At 55.4% G+C, this 13,752-nt stretch carries 13 protein-coding genes; 9 read left to right on the top strand and 4 right to left on the bottom strand.

Annotation, left to right across the window (positions count from 1 at the left end; translation table 11 throughout):
• Positions 1-897, bottom strand: coding sequence for a pentapeptide repeat-containing protein (locus NO887_RS16890; protein ID WP_256419348.1), 897 nt, complete (start codon positions 895-897; stop codon positions 1-3).
• Positions 898-1,136: 239 nt separating this feature from the next.
• Between NO887_RS16890 and NO887_RS16885 the strand changes: the two genes are divergently transcribed.
• Complete coding sequence (locus NO887_RS16885) at positions 1,137-1,541, top strand: SHOCT domain-containing protein (RefSeq protein ID WP_256419347.1); 405 nt, start codon at positions 1,137-1,139, stop codon at positions 1,539-1,541.
• 282 nt (positions 1,542-1,823) lie between these two features.
• Here NO887_RS16885 and NO887_RS16880 read toward each other — a convergent pair whose 3' ends face one another.
• Positions 1,824-2,135, bottom strand: coding sequence for a MarR family transcriptional regulator (locus NO887_RS16880; RefSeq protein WP_321169363.1), 312 nt, complete (start codon positions 2,133-2,135; stop codon positions 1,824-1,826).
• A 524-nt stretch (positions 2,136-2,659) separates the two neighbouring features.
• On the opposite strand from NO887_RS16880, the gene NO887_RS16875 reads away from it, so the two are divergent.
• The 5 genes from NO887_RS16875 to NO887_RS16855 all read left to right on the top strand — a co-directional run bounded on the left by NO887_RS16875 (position 2,660) and on the right by NO887_RS16855 (position 9,499).
• The gene (locus NO887_RS16875) at positions 2,660-3,136 is read left to right on the top strand and encodes a DUF8112 family protein (protein ID WP_256419346.1); all 477 of its coding nucleotides are present in this window, start codon (positions 2,660-2,662) and stop codon (positions 3,134-3,136) included.
• A 65-nt stretch (positions 3,137-3,201) separates the two neighbouring features.
• Positions 3,202-6,039, top strand: a complete 2,838-nt coding sequence (locus NO887_RS16870; protein WP_256419345.1) for a helix-turn-helix transcriptional regulator — start codon at positions 3,202-3,204, stop codon at positions 6,037-6,039.
• Positions 6,040-6,379: 340 nt separating this feature from the next.
• The gene (locus tag NO887_RS16865) at positions 6,380-7,087 is read left to right on the top strand and encodes a hypothetical protein (protein WP_256419344.1); all 708 of its coding nucleotides are present in this window, start codon (positions 6,380-6,382) and stop codon (positions 7,085-7,087) included.
• A gap of 66 nt (positions 7,088-7,153) precedes the next feature.
• Positions 7,154-7,705 carry a homing endonuclease associated repeat-containing protein gene (locus tag NO887_RS16860; protein ID WP_256419343.1) on the top strand — a complete coding sequence of 184 codons (552 nt, stop codon included), beginning with the start codon at positions 7,154-7,156 and terminating at the stop codon, positions 7,703-7,705.
• Positions 7,706-7,828: 123 nt separating this feature from the next.
• The gene (locus NO887_RS16855) at positions 7,829-9,499 is read left to right on the top strand and encodes a hypothetical protein (protein ID WP_256419342.1); all 1,671 of its coding nucleotides are present in this window, start codon (positions 7,829-7,831) and stop codon (positions 9,497-9,499) included.
• Between the two features lie 346 nt (positions 9,500-9,845).
• Here the strand turns inward: NO887_RS16855 and NO887_RS16850 are convergent, their stop codons facing one another.
• Positions 9,846-10,037: a hypothetical protein gene (locus tag NO887_RS16850; RefSeq protein WP_256419363.1), complete on the bottom strand. Its 192-nt coding sequence runs from the start codon at positions 10,035-10,037 to the stop codon at positions 9,846-9,848.
• A 709-nt stretch (positions 10,038-10,746) separates the two neighbouring features.
• Here NO887_RS16850 and rdfA (NO887_RS16845) point away from each other — a divergent pair.
• Positions 10,747-11,343: a rod-determining factor RdfA gene (gene rdfA, locus NO887_RS16845; protein WP_256419341.1), complete on the top strand. Its 597-nt coding sequence runs from the start codon at positions 10,747-10,749 to the stop codon at positions 11,341-11,343.
• Between the two features lie 164 nt (positions 11,344-11,507).
• Here the strand turns inward: rdfA (NO887_RS16845) and NO887_RS16840 are convergent, their stop codons facing one another.
• Positions 11,508-11,876, bottom strand: coding sequence for a DUF7344 domain-containing protein (locus NO887_RS16840; protein WP_256419340.1), 369 nt, complete (start codon positions 11,874-11,876; stop codon positions 11,508-11,510).
• A 334-nt stretch (positions 11,877-12,210) separates the two neighbouring features.
• Here NO887_RS16840 and rdfA (NO887_RS16835) point away from each other — a divergent pair, with 334 nt between their 5' ends.
• Together rdfA (NO887_RS16835) and NO887_RS16830 are read left to right on the top strand one after the other, a co-directional pair.
• Positions 12,211-12,930 (top strand): rod-determining factor RdfA, encoded by a 720-nt coding sequence (rdfA, locus tag NO887_RS16835; protein ID WP_256419339.1) that lies wholly within the window; start codon positions 12,211-12,213, stop codon positions 12,928-12,930.
• Positions 12,931-13,000: 70 nt separating this feature from the next.
• The gene (locus NO887_RS16830) at positions 13,001-13,252 is read left to right on the top strand and encodes an AbrB/MazE/SpoVT family DNA-binding domain-containing protein (RefSeq protein ID WP_256419338.1); all 252 of its coding nucleotides are present in this window, start codon (positions 13,001-13,003) and stop codon (positions 13,250-13,252) included.
• Positions 13,253-13,752 lie beyond the last annotated feature (500 nt).

Genomic DNA, 13,752 nt, shown 5'->3' with positions numbered 1-13,752 from the left:
TCAGACTTGTTCACGAGAACCAAGGACATACCCTAGAAACACGATGGCTACTGTCCCTGCAAGCGTCTGGAATCCTGCGACAACACTTGAAAGACCGGAGGGTGGTGCCTTTGGGGGCGCTGTTGTAAACGTCACCACACTGTAGTACAGACTCCTATCCAGCGCCATTCCACCCGAATACCAGTAGATACCAGCTGACAGCAGGTACAGTAGCCCCATCCATCCAACGACTGGCATTAGCTGGACCCCGTACCCAGTGAAAACACCTGACAACAGATTGCCAGCCCACGCTACATTTCCCCGCCACGTGTTTTCTGCTTTTGCCTCTCTTCGGCGGGCAAGCCGTTCCCGAACTCGGGCTTTTCGTGCGCGTCCAAGTAGCCCATTTTCACTATAGCAAGTTCGTAGTTCTCTGTTTGCTCGTGCGATCACATCTTGCCATTCTTGTTCAGATATTCGATTGGCATCTTCAAACTCCCGCTTGATTCTTTCGTCTGGAGGGCTAATATCGGTCTCTCGGGAAAGCACTGCCCCGGCAAGCGTAGTCTCTGCGAGATTCGCTCCCCGTAAATCTGTACGACGAATATCGGCTCCCGACAAGTCACCACTGCCGATGTTTACTCTGGACAGGTCAGAATTAAACACATTTGCGTCTGATAAGTCAGCATGGAGCAAGTTCGCACCGGACAGATTCGCACCATCGAGATATGCCTCTGACAAGTCGGCATAGGGGAGATCGGCCTCAGACAGGTTGGCACCAGTAAGGTACGCCCCTGATAGGTTTGCATGATCAAGGTCGGCATTTGAAAGGTCTGCACCACGGAGGTCAGCCCCGGGCTGAATATCAGCGGGTGACACAGTATCGTCGTTTGGAATGTGAATATCGAAGTTGGTCATAATCTACAGCACTCGTAGAATAAACAAAAGTTACCCACCAATCTAGTAATTAGTATGGGTAATTCTGACTCTGTTGAAATCCTATTCTCCAGACAGATTCTCACCTGAAACAGCCGGTTATTGAGAACTGCGAACCGGCTACTGTTCCGTCTCGCTAATCGGGCAGATATCCATCTCTTGGAGGGATTTCAGTCTCCAATTCCGCGGTTTTTAAGTTGCAAAATAGTCATAGAGCGACCATGTACGAATTGGTCCACCGCTATGCCCCCCAGAGCCCTGCTGGTCGAACCGCGATTGCTATCGTCGGCTGTCTGGTCGGCGTCCCGGCATTCGTGCTCGGACTCATCGGACTGGGTGGAAACGTTGCGGCAGGTCTCTTGTTTCTCTTGCTCAGTACGGTGACGCTCGGAATTTCGGGCCAATTGACACGAGGGGTCGTCCGGCAGGCGAACGCGGCTCCAGCATCCGGTCCGTGGGACGATCGGCAGGTGGACGACGCAAACGAGACACCGATCGAAACGCTTCGACGGCGATATGCGGAGGGCGAAATCGACGACGAAGCATTTGAGCGACATCTCGATCAACTCATCGAAACGGAAGAACTGGAACGGCCGAAGGCCGAGAGCGAACGGGTGCTAGAGTAATTACCTGTATTGACTGCAACCGGATCAAAATGTATCACCTTCTGACGATTTCAACAGAGCCTCTGAGGCAGAACCAATTTCATATCGAAGGCGGTGTGGGGGTTATCTTTCTATGGCCTCATTTCCGATTTCATTTCGAAATGGGGGTGTGTGACTCACAGAGATTCTTCCAACAGAGTCGAGTCTGATTGATACACACCACATTTCCGCCGCAAACACTCTAGAGGCGTCTTGAAAACGCCAAAATATCGGAAAACGTGGCCTCAAGCATCTCGAATAAATTCAGTTGCCGTTGGTATCGTTGCCTTTCTTGTCAATGTATTCCCATGTCTCTGTATTTAACCGACCTTCGAGATAGGCTTCACCATCATCAGTAATCCGATAAACACCGTTCCCCAACCCTTCTACAAGCCCTTCTTCATCTAATTTTTTACACCGCCGATCGACATGCTGTCGGGAATATGGCAGTGATGCTTCGTTAGTCATCTTTGTCGGGGTTGTTGGTTTGGTCTCATGAAGAAACTCTAAAATCCGATCGTCAAGCGATGTCATCCATTTGCCCGAATGCCTCATAACGCTCATATTCGCTACCATCGCCTAAATCAAGGATGGTTAGCACATATATATTCCTCGATTTTTATAACATATATAATAGTAACCTATATGTTACTGGCGCTAAAAAGTGGTAATACGGAACCCGAGTGACATCTGCTTGGCTAGTGAGACACTGTAGGAACCCCGGCCGCGGTGCGCCAACACCCGACCGGGTCGGGTTCTGTGTCCATCCACAGAACCATGCGAATGCTCGCAACTACGGGGCTTAAGCCCTGCGAGACGGCTGCCGAGTTGAACGGTCGCAATGAGGGTAACAACCATTTCACAACGTGGCTAACGGGTTCGGTGCTGCCGTCAACATCCCGCTCCGCCGCGTTTTTGATCGGCACCAGTAGCGACGACGATCAATACCGTAGTCTCGCCGGTCATACTGTCATCACATATACTGAGGGGCCACACACCGTCGAGTATCTCCCTACCGAGTCGATGGATCGCACCCTCGCCGCGCGACATGCGTGGCAGGGGGGTGTCCATGTCATCCCAACAGAGGGAGGACACAACTGATGGGAATCAACAGCAATAGGCTGGCTACCAACCTGCAGCAACTCACGCGTAGTGTACTCGATACGACGTACCTCGCGTGCCAAGTCTGTGGTCGGTCCTTTCACGAGGGCGACGACGTCACCGTGTACGCCTACCGGGCAGCAGGTGACCCTGCCTACGAGATTGGCTACCTCATGTGTGAAGACGATCGCCACACGCATCCGACCGTCTTCACGCGTGGCGTTCGCGAACACGTCGTCACGGGACACATCGGGACGTGTGCAGACACCCAAATGCAATCGACGTCGTACGTCCTTCTCGGTCCGACTGTCGTCGCCACTAGCCCGACGACGACAGCTGACCCACACGTCCATCCGGACGCACCTACCGATCGGGAGCCCGAACACACGAGACAGCAGGAGCCAACACCGTTTCTGACGGCGCTTTGGGGCCACGCCCGTTCTGATGGCGGGCGACCAGACGGAGGCCACGAGTGATGGCGACTCGCCGCAACAGCCGTGTCTCACCGCCAAGGACGGACCACACACTGCGGTGATCGCTGGTGACGACACGGCAATCTGCAGCCCCTGAGCGAGGGGTTCGACTCATCACCAACGACTCGGACGCGTCCACCGACGGGATCGTCTGTTCAGCGGTCTCACCACGACTGACCGAGTGGATACCGGAGCTGCTCACAGCCCTCCGGCCACGGAGCCAGCAGACTGTCCGCCAGCACGCGACCCGTGACGACCCGTTTCGGGCAAGCTCGGCGATCCTCTCCGGGATATGTCCGGAGTGGACCACCACCACGGACACGTGGAGTGACGACACCGCCGAGGCGGTCGCTTACACACGTGCGATCGCGGCGCTTGCGCTCACGTACGTCGACGACGACCCCGACGCGCTGTCGGCGTACCACCGACAGCGCTACGCCGACCTCACTGACACCGTCGAGTCCGTGGGCACCGGCCGTGGCCCGGTCAACGGCGACCTTGGCGCGCTCGCGAAGGGGCCAGTTGCGCTCCATCGTGACCTCGATGACGACCCGCAGCCGCTCACCCTGCTGCTCGATGGGGAGGCATGGACGGACCTCACTGATCGCCGGACCGGTGTCCGCGCGCTCGCGGCGATCGCCGTCCTCGGCGACGGCTTCGACGTGCGCGTCGTCGCGTCGCCGGCGCTCCAGCGGGAGCTGACGCGTCGCTATCCCCGGTGGAGTGCGATCCACCTCGATCTTACTGGTGACCGGGATCGGTCCCACCGTGGTGGCCGCCGTCGTCGCGATCACCAAGCGCCCACAGACGCACACCCGGCGTGGACGGCACTCGATGGGCTCGCCGCAACGCCGGGGAAACGGCGTCTCCTCGGCAACCTCACCGCCACGCATGGCCGACGCTACCGGGATCTCGCACACGATCACGCAATCGACATCGAGGCGGGGACCGTCAGTCGGTACGTCCTCGATCTTGAAAACCGTGGCCTCGTCACCGTCGATCGTCGCGGGCAGTACAACACGGTTCGACTCTCCGACCGTGGCGAAACGGCAGTCACCCAGTTTCTCGACGCAGACGACGAGCTTGTGCATCCGAATCAGTGCCAGCTCGATACGGGTCTTACCGAGGCCCCTCACGAGTTCACAAGTACAGTGTCTCCCCACCGGGGGGGTCATGGGGGGGACACACCCACCCACATCGATGCGTGGGTCGCAGCGACCGGTGATCCAGAAGCCGATGCCGACTACGTCCAATGGCTACAGCCACCCGACGGCTCCAACGAGACACAGGCGATCCACCAGCGGTTTGCCGCCGCAGCCCGGGACGATGGGGTCACACTCGTTGATGATCGCTCCGAGCCGTTCGACGACGGCCGTGTCACGTACCTGAGCCACCACGACGATGAGGTACTCGTCATCGGGCAGTGGGGCGGCCCCCTCGCCACATTGGGACGTCTCGCGGCTACCTTACTCAGCGAGAAAGCGCTGAGTAAGATCCTGACCCCGTCGCAAGTCGGCCACGAATTCGCCGCGATCCACGACGGTGTCACCGACCATGATCCGGGTCGGACGCTTCGTCGAGGTCATCAAGTCGGCTGGTTGAGTGATGACGACACGACCTACGAGGCGTGGCGTCAGCGCGTCGAAGCTGTTCGTGATACCCATCTGCGCCGGCTCGCAGAACTCGTACACTCCACCGATACAGCCGCTCGAGCCGCGCTCTTTGAAGATCTCCACGGGCTCCTCGCGTCAGCCACCCACCTGTACGACGCGGCAGGTATCGACCTCACAACCACGATCAGACTTCCGGATACCGACACCCTCACACGGAACCCCACACAGCTTCGGGACCTCTGTCAGTTCCTCGCCAAGACGGTTCCCAAACAGTCTGTGTACGGGATCCACTCTGGGTATCGGATGTTGTTCGAAGACCGACCGGAAAAGTTGCGCCGTCGGCTCCCCTACGACGTCGAGGAAGAGGCACAGTTCGATCTCACCATGTCGTGGGTGCTTGCTGGGCCGACAGCCACAGCGCTCCACGACGACATCACCACAGCACTTACAAACGAACTCACAGCTGTCCGTGAGGCAATCGCGGATGGTACCGAAGCCGCACCGACTCTCGAGATCCCCGTCATCGACGGGACGACATATCCCGCCATTCGGGAGGTGATCGACGAGATTGCGGTGGCTCACGATGTCCAGTGGACACCGAAGGACCGACAGCAGCTTGTGCGGCTGTGTCTGCGCTCGTTCGGGCCGTCAGAGTCCTCACGGCGGGCGTGTCCATACGATGTCGTGGATAGCCTCCTCCGAGCGATACCCATGTCTCGAACACCGACGCCGGCCGTCGTCGAACAGGCGGCGGCGACCCTCTCACCCACGCGCTTTCGGCCTGATCTCGTGCCGACAGCAACCAAATTGTACGCCACACTCCTCACGGCTGGCGGGCCGCTTGGGCGCTCCGAGTTGATCGAGCAAGCCGGTATCTCTGCGAGTAGCTACGACCGCAGACTCAGTGCTGTTCAGGCACTCGATCGAGTCTGTGCCGTCCAAGAGAACGGCCACCGACGGTGGATCGTTGACGACGCGTCCACGCACCCCACGGCGTGGATGCCACCCGCGATGTGGCCATCGAACAGGGGACACGCCACCGCCCAACTGGAGACGTATCGACACCCGAAGACTCCCACCCGAAACAGATCTCCGACCAGCGTCCGTAGCCGGTGTTGTCACGGCGACACAGCGAATTGGTGGCAGGCTCAGGGACGGATAGCGACAGCACTCGACGGCGAGACAGACCAGCACCGTCCAGTTCCGGCGAATCTGGAACCGACTGCACAATCAATCGTGTGGCAAGCGAGAATACGTATCCACCAAGCCAGCTGTTCACACACCGACACGTAGTCGGCCACAGATCCACCCGCACAGACCTCGGGGGTATCGACCACGAAACGATGTACGTGACTCATGGTGGGCACCAATGATCCGTTGATCACGCGCATGGCGACGCAGCACGGTGTGTCGGTGTCAGGTTTGCTAGTGAGGCCTTTCGGTGAACACGGGGCCAGCTTCATGCCCAGCAAGGTTGTGTGGTTCGATGCCATCACCCGCATTCAGACAAATCCACGGGGATCCTACCCGCGTTCTATCGGTTTCAAGCAGTGCCATCTCCTTGTTCTGGCTCTGCTTGAACAACTGAAACCACCCCAATACAAAGTAGACAGGGGTATGATGTGGAACCGTTATGGCAAACCGACGTAGCGTCCTGATCGGACTTGGTGGCTTAGTTGCTGGTGGCGGTGCACTCCTTGGGACGGGTGCATTCACATCTGTGTCAGCAGAGCGGACCGTGAATGTCGCAACCAGTGGTGACGCATCTGCATTTTTATCGCTGCAAGCGGCTGACCGCACTGATGATACTGATGATAGTCCCTCGAATATAGGCGATGAAGATCAGGTAAATCAGAACGAATACGTCCAGCAGACTGACGGGACAATTGTAATCAATCTCGATGGCGGTGACGATGAGGATGCTGATGATGCAGGTACCGGACTCAATCAGCGCGCCAAAACCACGTTCGAGAATCTAGTGACTGTGACGAATAATGGAACCCAAAATGTGAATAGCCTCACACTCTCTATGGCAGTGACCAACCTAGACACGGGTAACATAAATGACAGCCAATATCAAAATGGGAGTGTCAGTAGTTTAACCGCAGGTGAGGTGGAATCAACCTTTGGTTTCACAGTGAGTGACACGGATGAGAATTCTGGAACTCCGAGTAACGGAACCGATATTTTGGGTTCGACGGGAATTAGTGATGGAACGCTTGCCCCCGGCGAGTCATTCACGTTTGGGATGGTGATTAATTTGTTGAATGAATTATATGAACTTCCGGGCGGAACCACAGAGTACACACTTGAGATAACGGCTGAGACTACCCAGAGCTAAGCCATCCCTGAATAGAGTAATAAGAACCAATTCGTCTGCTGATACAGATTCGGTTAAGAGCCCTTCATGACCGGCGATACACCCTCAACACAAGAGTTGCTGGATGAGATCCACCGTCTCAACGCAGAGTTGGACAAACCCCCATCATATCAAGACATGAACGCCGAAGGCGAATACAGCATCTGGGTGTATGTTCGTCGGTTTGAATCGTGGAATGCAGCGATTGAGGCAGCGGGGTATGACCCACGCCCTGCTCGCGATGCATATACGCGATCAGAGCTTATCGCCGAGATCAAGCGTGTCGCCGAGCAATGTGGGCGAAAGCCGACCACAAACGACATGACCGAGTATGGGGCTGTCTCACAAAGCACCTATCTGAACACATTTGAGTCGTGGAACGCTGCGCTCGAAGCAGCCGGCTTTGAGCCACGAACGAACGGGCAACAGATTGGCCATGCAACGCTGTGTTTAGAGCTTCAACGCCTCGCAGACAGCGTTGATGGGCGCCCGACAACAACAGAGATGCAACAACAGGGGCCATACAGTCCCGGAACCTACATCGCGAACTTTGGGAGTTGGGAGGCAGCACTCAAGGCGGCTGGACTTGCTACAGAGTAGCACAACATACAAGCCATGACCAGAGCTACATGTACTCGTATTAACGTCTATCTGATCCAGATCCCCTACTGCGCATGAGTGGGATAACGGGGGGTAACTCATATCAGACGCAGGGTGAGCTACATGGGACGCAAACGTAATCGGGACCGGACGCGTGGCAACTCAGGCAGTATCGTGAGTCGCCGGACCATTCTCGGTGTGCTCGCTGCTGGGGGACTCAGTGCTGCAGGGCTTCAGGGTACGGGCGCATTTGATGTGGTTGATGCGAGTCGTGAGTTTGCGGTCTCTTCTGTGCGTGATGAACGTGCATTTTTAGGCGTGGCGACTGGTTCCGTGCGGGGTGCTGATGGAGACACCGTTACGTTGGTACAACTCACAAACCAGTTTGACGAGCCCCTAACATCACTGTCTGCACAGATTGCCAGCTCATCTGGACCGGTACAACCGGGCAGTGTTGACGCACCAGAGCGGCTTAGTGTCGGTGAAACGGGTGATGTAACGGCCACACTCGCCTGTGATAGCAGCGGTACAGTTGATATCACCGTAACAGCATCAGGGCCAAACCAAGATGTTGCACTCACCCGATCGGTTCAGGTTGAGTGTCAGACAGCGGGTGTCTGTGCCGAACGACAGTTGCCATCTGGCTGTGTCATCAATTCACTACCGAAGAGACAGAGCGACTGTAGTGTCGTCATCGATCGATCTGGCCAGATTAACGAGACACTTGCTGGAAACACGACGATCGGCGGTGCCGTTGAATTCCGCTCGAAGAGCCAAGCTAGAGTCAGGCTCCGCGGCAATGCACTGATCCGTGAGTATCTCAAAATCGACACACCAAGTCAAATTGACCTGTCTGTGAAGAATAACACAGCCATTGAAAATGGGGTCACACTAAGTTCATCCTCAGCAGTTGATTGTGAAGTGAGTAGTACGATCTCCAATGGCGTGTGCATCAGCGACGCAGGGCAGGTCACACTATCAGCAACAGGCGCAGAGCTTGACGGTGCAGTGTCGGTCACTTCAACAGATCAAGTGACAGTTGCGGAGTTGGTCGATTCCACAACGGGACCGTTGACTATCGATGCGAAAGGACAGGTCAAATTTAACGAAGTCAACGAATCTTCAGTTGGAGACATCTCCATCAAGGCCTCAAATCAAGTGGGGTTCAATGAATTGTCGGCAACGACGGGGGCAATCAGCGTGGATTCTAAGGGGCAAGTCAAGTTTAATAGGGTGGCTGGTGCGTCAGTCAGCGGCCCAATATCGATAACGGCCTCTGGTCAAGTAGACTTCAATACAGATCAAAACTCAACAGTCGGCCCCCTTACCGTCGATTCCTCTGGTCAGGTGAATATTTCAGCAGGAGGAGGAGCCACGATCGATGGTGAGATTGCTGTTGTTGACGCTGGTGGTCAAGTTGCAATCACCCTAACTGATAGCAACTCCAGAGGCATTCAGGTGGCGAACAACAGCCAAGTCGATCTGGACGTTTCCGAGAGTTCTATTGTGGGATCGGATGTGAATATTGACACGCAGAGTGCGGTGAGTGTTTCTGTCGAGAATTCAGAACTCGACGGCGATCTCACTATCGACACTCAAAGTAATGTGACCATCGACATGCGTGGGGCAACACTCACTGGAGATGTGACGGTTGAGACGCAGAGTGAAGTGGATATCATACTCGACGATGCAACCATTGAGGGTGATGTGACGATTAAAACACAGAGTGCAGCCACCGTTTCTGACTGTACTGCCGTTTCTGGGACAGTCACACCCACAAGCGTCTGTCAGTGAGTACCCGACGTGAACTAGCGTCGATATTGTGACATCCTCTCTCCGTAAGGGGAAGTAGCGCAGATCGCAGTCATTGAGCCAGAATTACGTTGACAGTCGACACCACGAGCTGAAGGATGGAAAGGGAGCACAGAGGTGGTCGCATGCAGGCAGGGGATGTCTGCCACCTCTGTCAGGGACCAACTGTCCCTAAAACACCTACCAGCGCCACTCCGGGAATACTTTTCGGCTTGTGTGTTCCGTGCTGCTCCGTCTAGACGCCATTCACCCGTTTCATCGATGTGAGTCGTCTTACGCTCATGGACTACTCCCGCGCTTGAGGCGCGTATGCAGTCACATGTCTCACTTAGACGCCCCAGATGACGGCGATACCCGCCGTTGCGGCGACGGCGGGGAGTAGTTGGAGCGGGTCGTCCACCCGCAGTAAGTCGGTGAACGCATACCCACCGGAGCCATACACCATGAGGTTCGTCTGGTAGCCCACCAGCGTGATGAAACTCTTGACATCCTCTCCGCCCTGAAGGGCGAAGATTCCCACGGCCCCGCACCGCTGGGTTGGGGTGTTTACGGTTTGTAGCTGTCCCGGTGACGGCTACTGGCTGTGCCAGTCAGCTGTTACTCCTATCTCGGCATGGGATTCAGAGGTACTTCTTACTGTACCCGAACACTACAACAGAAAGGGTGCTTTCTGTGTGTGGTCGGGAATCCCGATATTGTCCGATTAAGTGGGCGGATAGACCGCCTCGGATAACTATTGGTACGACAAACACTCACATAAAACACCCGACCAGAAGATCGTGGTTGCTGTAGAGAATTGTCGGATTCATCCCCGCGCTGAACCGCGAGGCTTTCTCCTTGATTCTCCGTAACTACATACTGGACATTCATTGTCGGGACGACTGTCTGTCGCGACGGGACAGTTTGGAACAAGAATCGGTCCAGTATTAACCAACAAGAAGTCGTTATTGCCAATCTTGTTGGTTAATTAATTCTCTGGAAATTCACGGTTCACGACAAACGAGCTCGGTGTTGAAATCGCCGACAGTAGCTGGTGTGAATCCCCCCGAGGGAGAGATTGTGACGTTTCACAGAGGCTTGTACGAGTTTGACTCTAGTCGCTGCATCCTTCCTCATCAAACTGATTCATATTTGTACTATGACAGAATTGTGCGCAGGACAGATAGGGCACAAAGGGCCCAAAGAATATCTGTGCGAGCGAGCCGCTCACGACATCGCTCGCACGATTCATGAGTAGTCAAACATCGCAACATAAAATCGAACGCGTTGCACAGAAATACAATCTTGATGGAATTGAAAACGAGTTAGTCGACAATTGGGGATCGAAGCAGTCGGACAAATCCATCCGAGAGCTCGCAGCATACTTCAATTTGCAAGTCACAGATGCCGCACTTCGCGAGGCCGGTGTCATCCTTGATCGTGATGTCGTCAAGTCGGTCGCTGAACAGCTTGCAGATGATCCAAGCTCGATCACAGCATCGGCATTCATGAACCGTGACGTTGACCTAAGGGCGGTTGGAGACGATCTGGTGACCTACCAGTCCGTCCATAACTACCTCTGTGACATCCGGAATGAGGAGTACACGGAGGAAGTCCGAAATACAGCGCAGATAATCAACGATGTCAGGAAGCTTCGGGGTCGCGTGGAAGTCGTCGATTCCCAGACAGTGTCCACGCTCATTGCGCGGGACGATGTCGATAGCCCTGCACCGAACATCAACATCGATGTCACCGCGATGTGCCCAGCCTGTAACACCACAACAGACCTGTTGCGCTACCTCAAGAATGGTGGGTGTCCATCGCCGGAGTGCAAAAGCAACGCATAGTGGAAGCCATTGAGCAACTTACGGAGAATCGAGGAGAAAGCCTCCCGCTTTAGGGCGTGGATGAATCCACCACTACCTGTCACAGTCCACCATTCGATGGCACGGCTGGATATTCCCTCTACGCTCAGTTGCTCCACTGTTGTCAAGAGTGGGTGGTAGTCCAGCTAGCGATTATATTTCCACTCCCACGTTTGAGTACGGATGAGAACCGGAAGGATGTCGAAGAAGGCCGGACCGGGACTGATGATGTTGTCCTCTTGAATGGTAAGTACGTCAAGTGACACTAGATGTCCGATGTGATCGCGTTTCAGACTGTGGTACATCTCCGTGACCTCGCTTCGTGGAAGTTCAGCCGTAGATTCGTTTTGGTTGTGCGCAGCCACGTGTAAAGCCATTTGCCGCAGTGGCATCTCCCACGTATCGGCAATTGCGAGACACCAGATCGTTTGGCGGCGGCGGGCACCAGAGAGCAGCTGGTAGATGTTTTCATCTGATGGGAGCTGAAACTGATCACGGGATAACGTGTCACTCATTGGTATCTTCGTGAGTTGCTGCAAGGGCGGTGAGGCCGGCATTTGCGAGCGGTTCAACACCAGCGACGCGCCAGCACCCGTCTGTATTCTGGGTATGTTCGACAAGCCACCAACTCCGATTTTCTGTATGTGGCCGCACGCGAAGTTTGCGTGCAGGGCCCGTTGCTGGCTCGAGAGACAGCTCGAAGCCGGCGTCTGCGATCACTGCCCGGGAAAGCAGTGAGGGTGTGGGCGACTGCTCAAGGTCATCAATGTCCTGATCGTGTTTATTCATTTTTCACGCGGGCGAAAAGGGCCCACCAATCAAGCATCACAAACGCGGTCCGCAGCGATCTTGACATCGACCATCGCCTCATACATATGTATATTGATGGGTTTGTGCGCAGGACAGATAGAACAGATGGGCTCCAATGGGTGTGTGTACGAGCGCTCGCGGTGGCCGTACTCGTACACATCCATGAGTGAGACACCACAACAGCAGAAGATCGAACGTATTGCACAGAAATACGGCGTCGAAGAGATTGGAGACGAACTGGTCGCCTACTGGATCGGAGACGGTCCAGATAAATCGGTTCGCGAACTCGCAGCGTACTTCAACTTCCAGATTGTCGATATTGCCCTCCGGAACGCCGGCATCATCCTTGATCGTGAAGTCGTCGAATCGATTGCCGAAAAACTCCAGACAGATGACGCACGCTTCACAGAGACAGAGTTCGGCGATCGTGATGTCGATCTGAGCGAGGTCAAGCACGATCTCGTCTCTTACCAATCCGTGCATACGTACCTGAGAGAGATCCGGGAAGTTGAGAAGCCGGACTCTGTCAAGACCAAGTCCCAACGCATCGACGACCTCCGCAAACTCCACGCTCGCGTAGTGAAGGTCTCTCGGGGGACAGCTACCCAATTGATCCAACGAGGCGATGTCGAGGGACCTGCACCGAGGATTGAGGTTGATGCCACGGCGCTGTGTCTGGATTGCCAGACCGAGACCAACTTGCTGATCTACCTTCACAACGGCGGCTGTCCGTCGGCGGAGTGCTCAAACCACCCATAGCACACCACTCTGTTCTGTGGGTAGTGTGACGGCACACGAGATTTTTACGCACGGTTTTCTACTGAGAGACATGAGCAGCGATAGGATTGACGCTGAGAGCAAGGTATCTGGGAACCAAGCAAGCATCCCTGCCCAGATTCGGCGTGGACTCGATATCGAAGATGGAGATCATCTCCGGTGGCACCTAGAAGACGACGGGAGTATCCGCGTGCGTGTCATTCAACAGCAAGCGGGTACGTTCGCTGACTTCGACGGCTACGCCGGTACGGAGCCGACCGATGTGACCAGCGACAACGAAGCTTGGGGCGTCGACATCGAGTGAATTCCGCTCGCGTTAATTAAGTTCACAATTTTTTGGACCCAAGTCGTGTCGAAAGGTGGCTCATGATCTCCCAGACAAGTCGCGACGGATTCTCAGACGGAAAAGTGAACGTCTCGTAGGAGTAGTCCTCCTCACCAGTCTCACTTCGCTCCTGAAAGTGCCCCCATCCGTCGACGTGCGGGTTCGGCTCGTGGTGCCAGCCAAAGTCGGTCTCACTATCACTGTAGTGAAACGAAAACTCCGACTTGCTCTCACTCGCTTCTCCAGCGAACCACCGAACTGTAAGTGTCGCTCCGTCACGTTCGATCTCCCACCGTTCGACTGCAACCTCTGCAACGACTTCGGTAAACACTCCTGACGGGAAGCCCCGAACCATCCGTCTTTAGTTAAGCGAGAAACCGCGTGACAGCGGCGGCTTATCGAGGCATCTTTCGGAAGGAATGAGGAAGTCGTGTCTGTGTACAACGACGACTCCTCAACTCGAATTATGCGTCGGCTCA

The sequence above is a fragment of the Halorubrum laminariae genome (genome assembly GCF_024494655.1).
In the GTDB taxonomy this organism is placed as follows: Archaea; Halobacteriota; Halobacteria; order Halobacteriales; family Haloferacaceae; genus Halorubrum; species Halorubrum laminariae.
The sequence above is the reverse complement of the archived record's forward strand: the minus strand, read 5'-3'. Positions and strand labels throughout refer to the sequence as shown.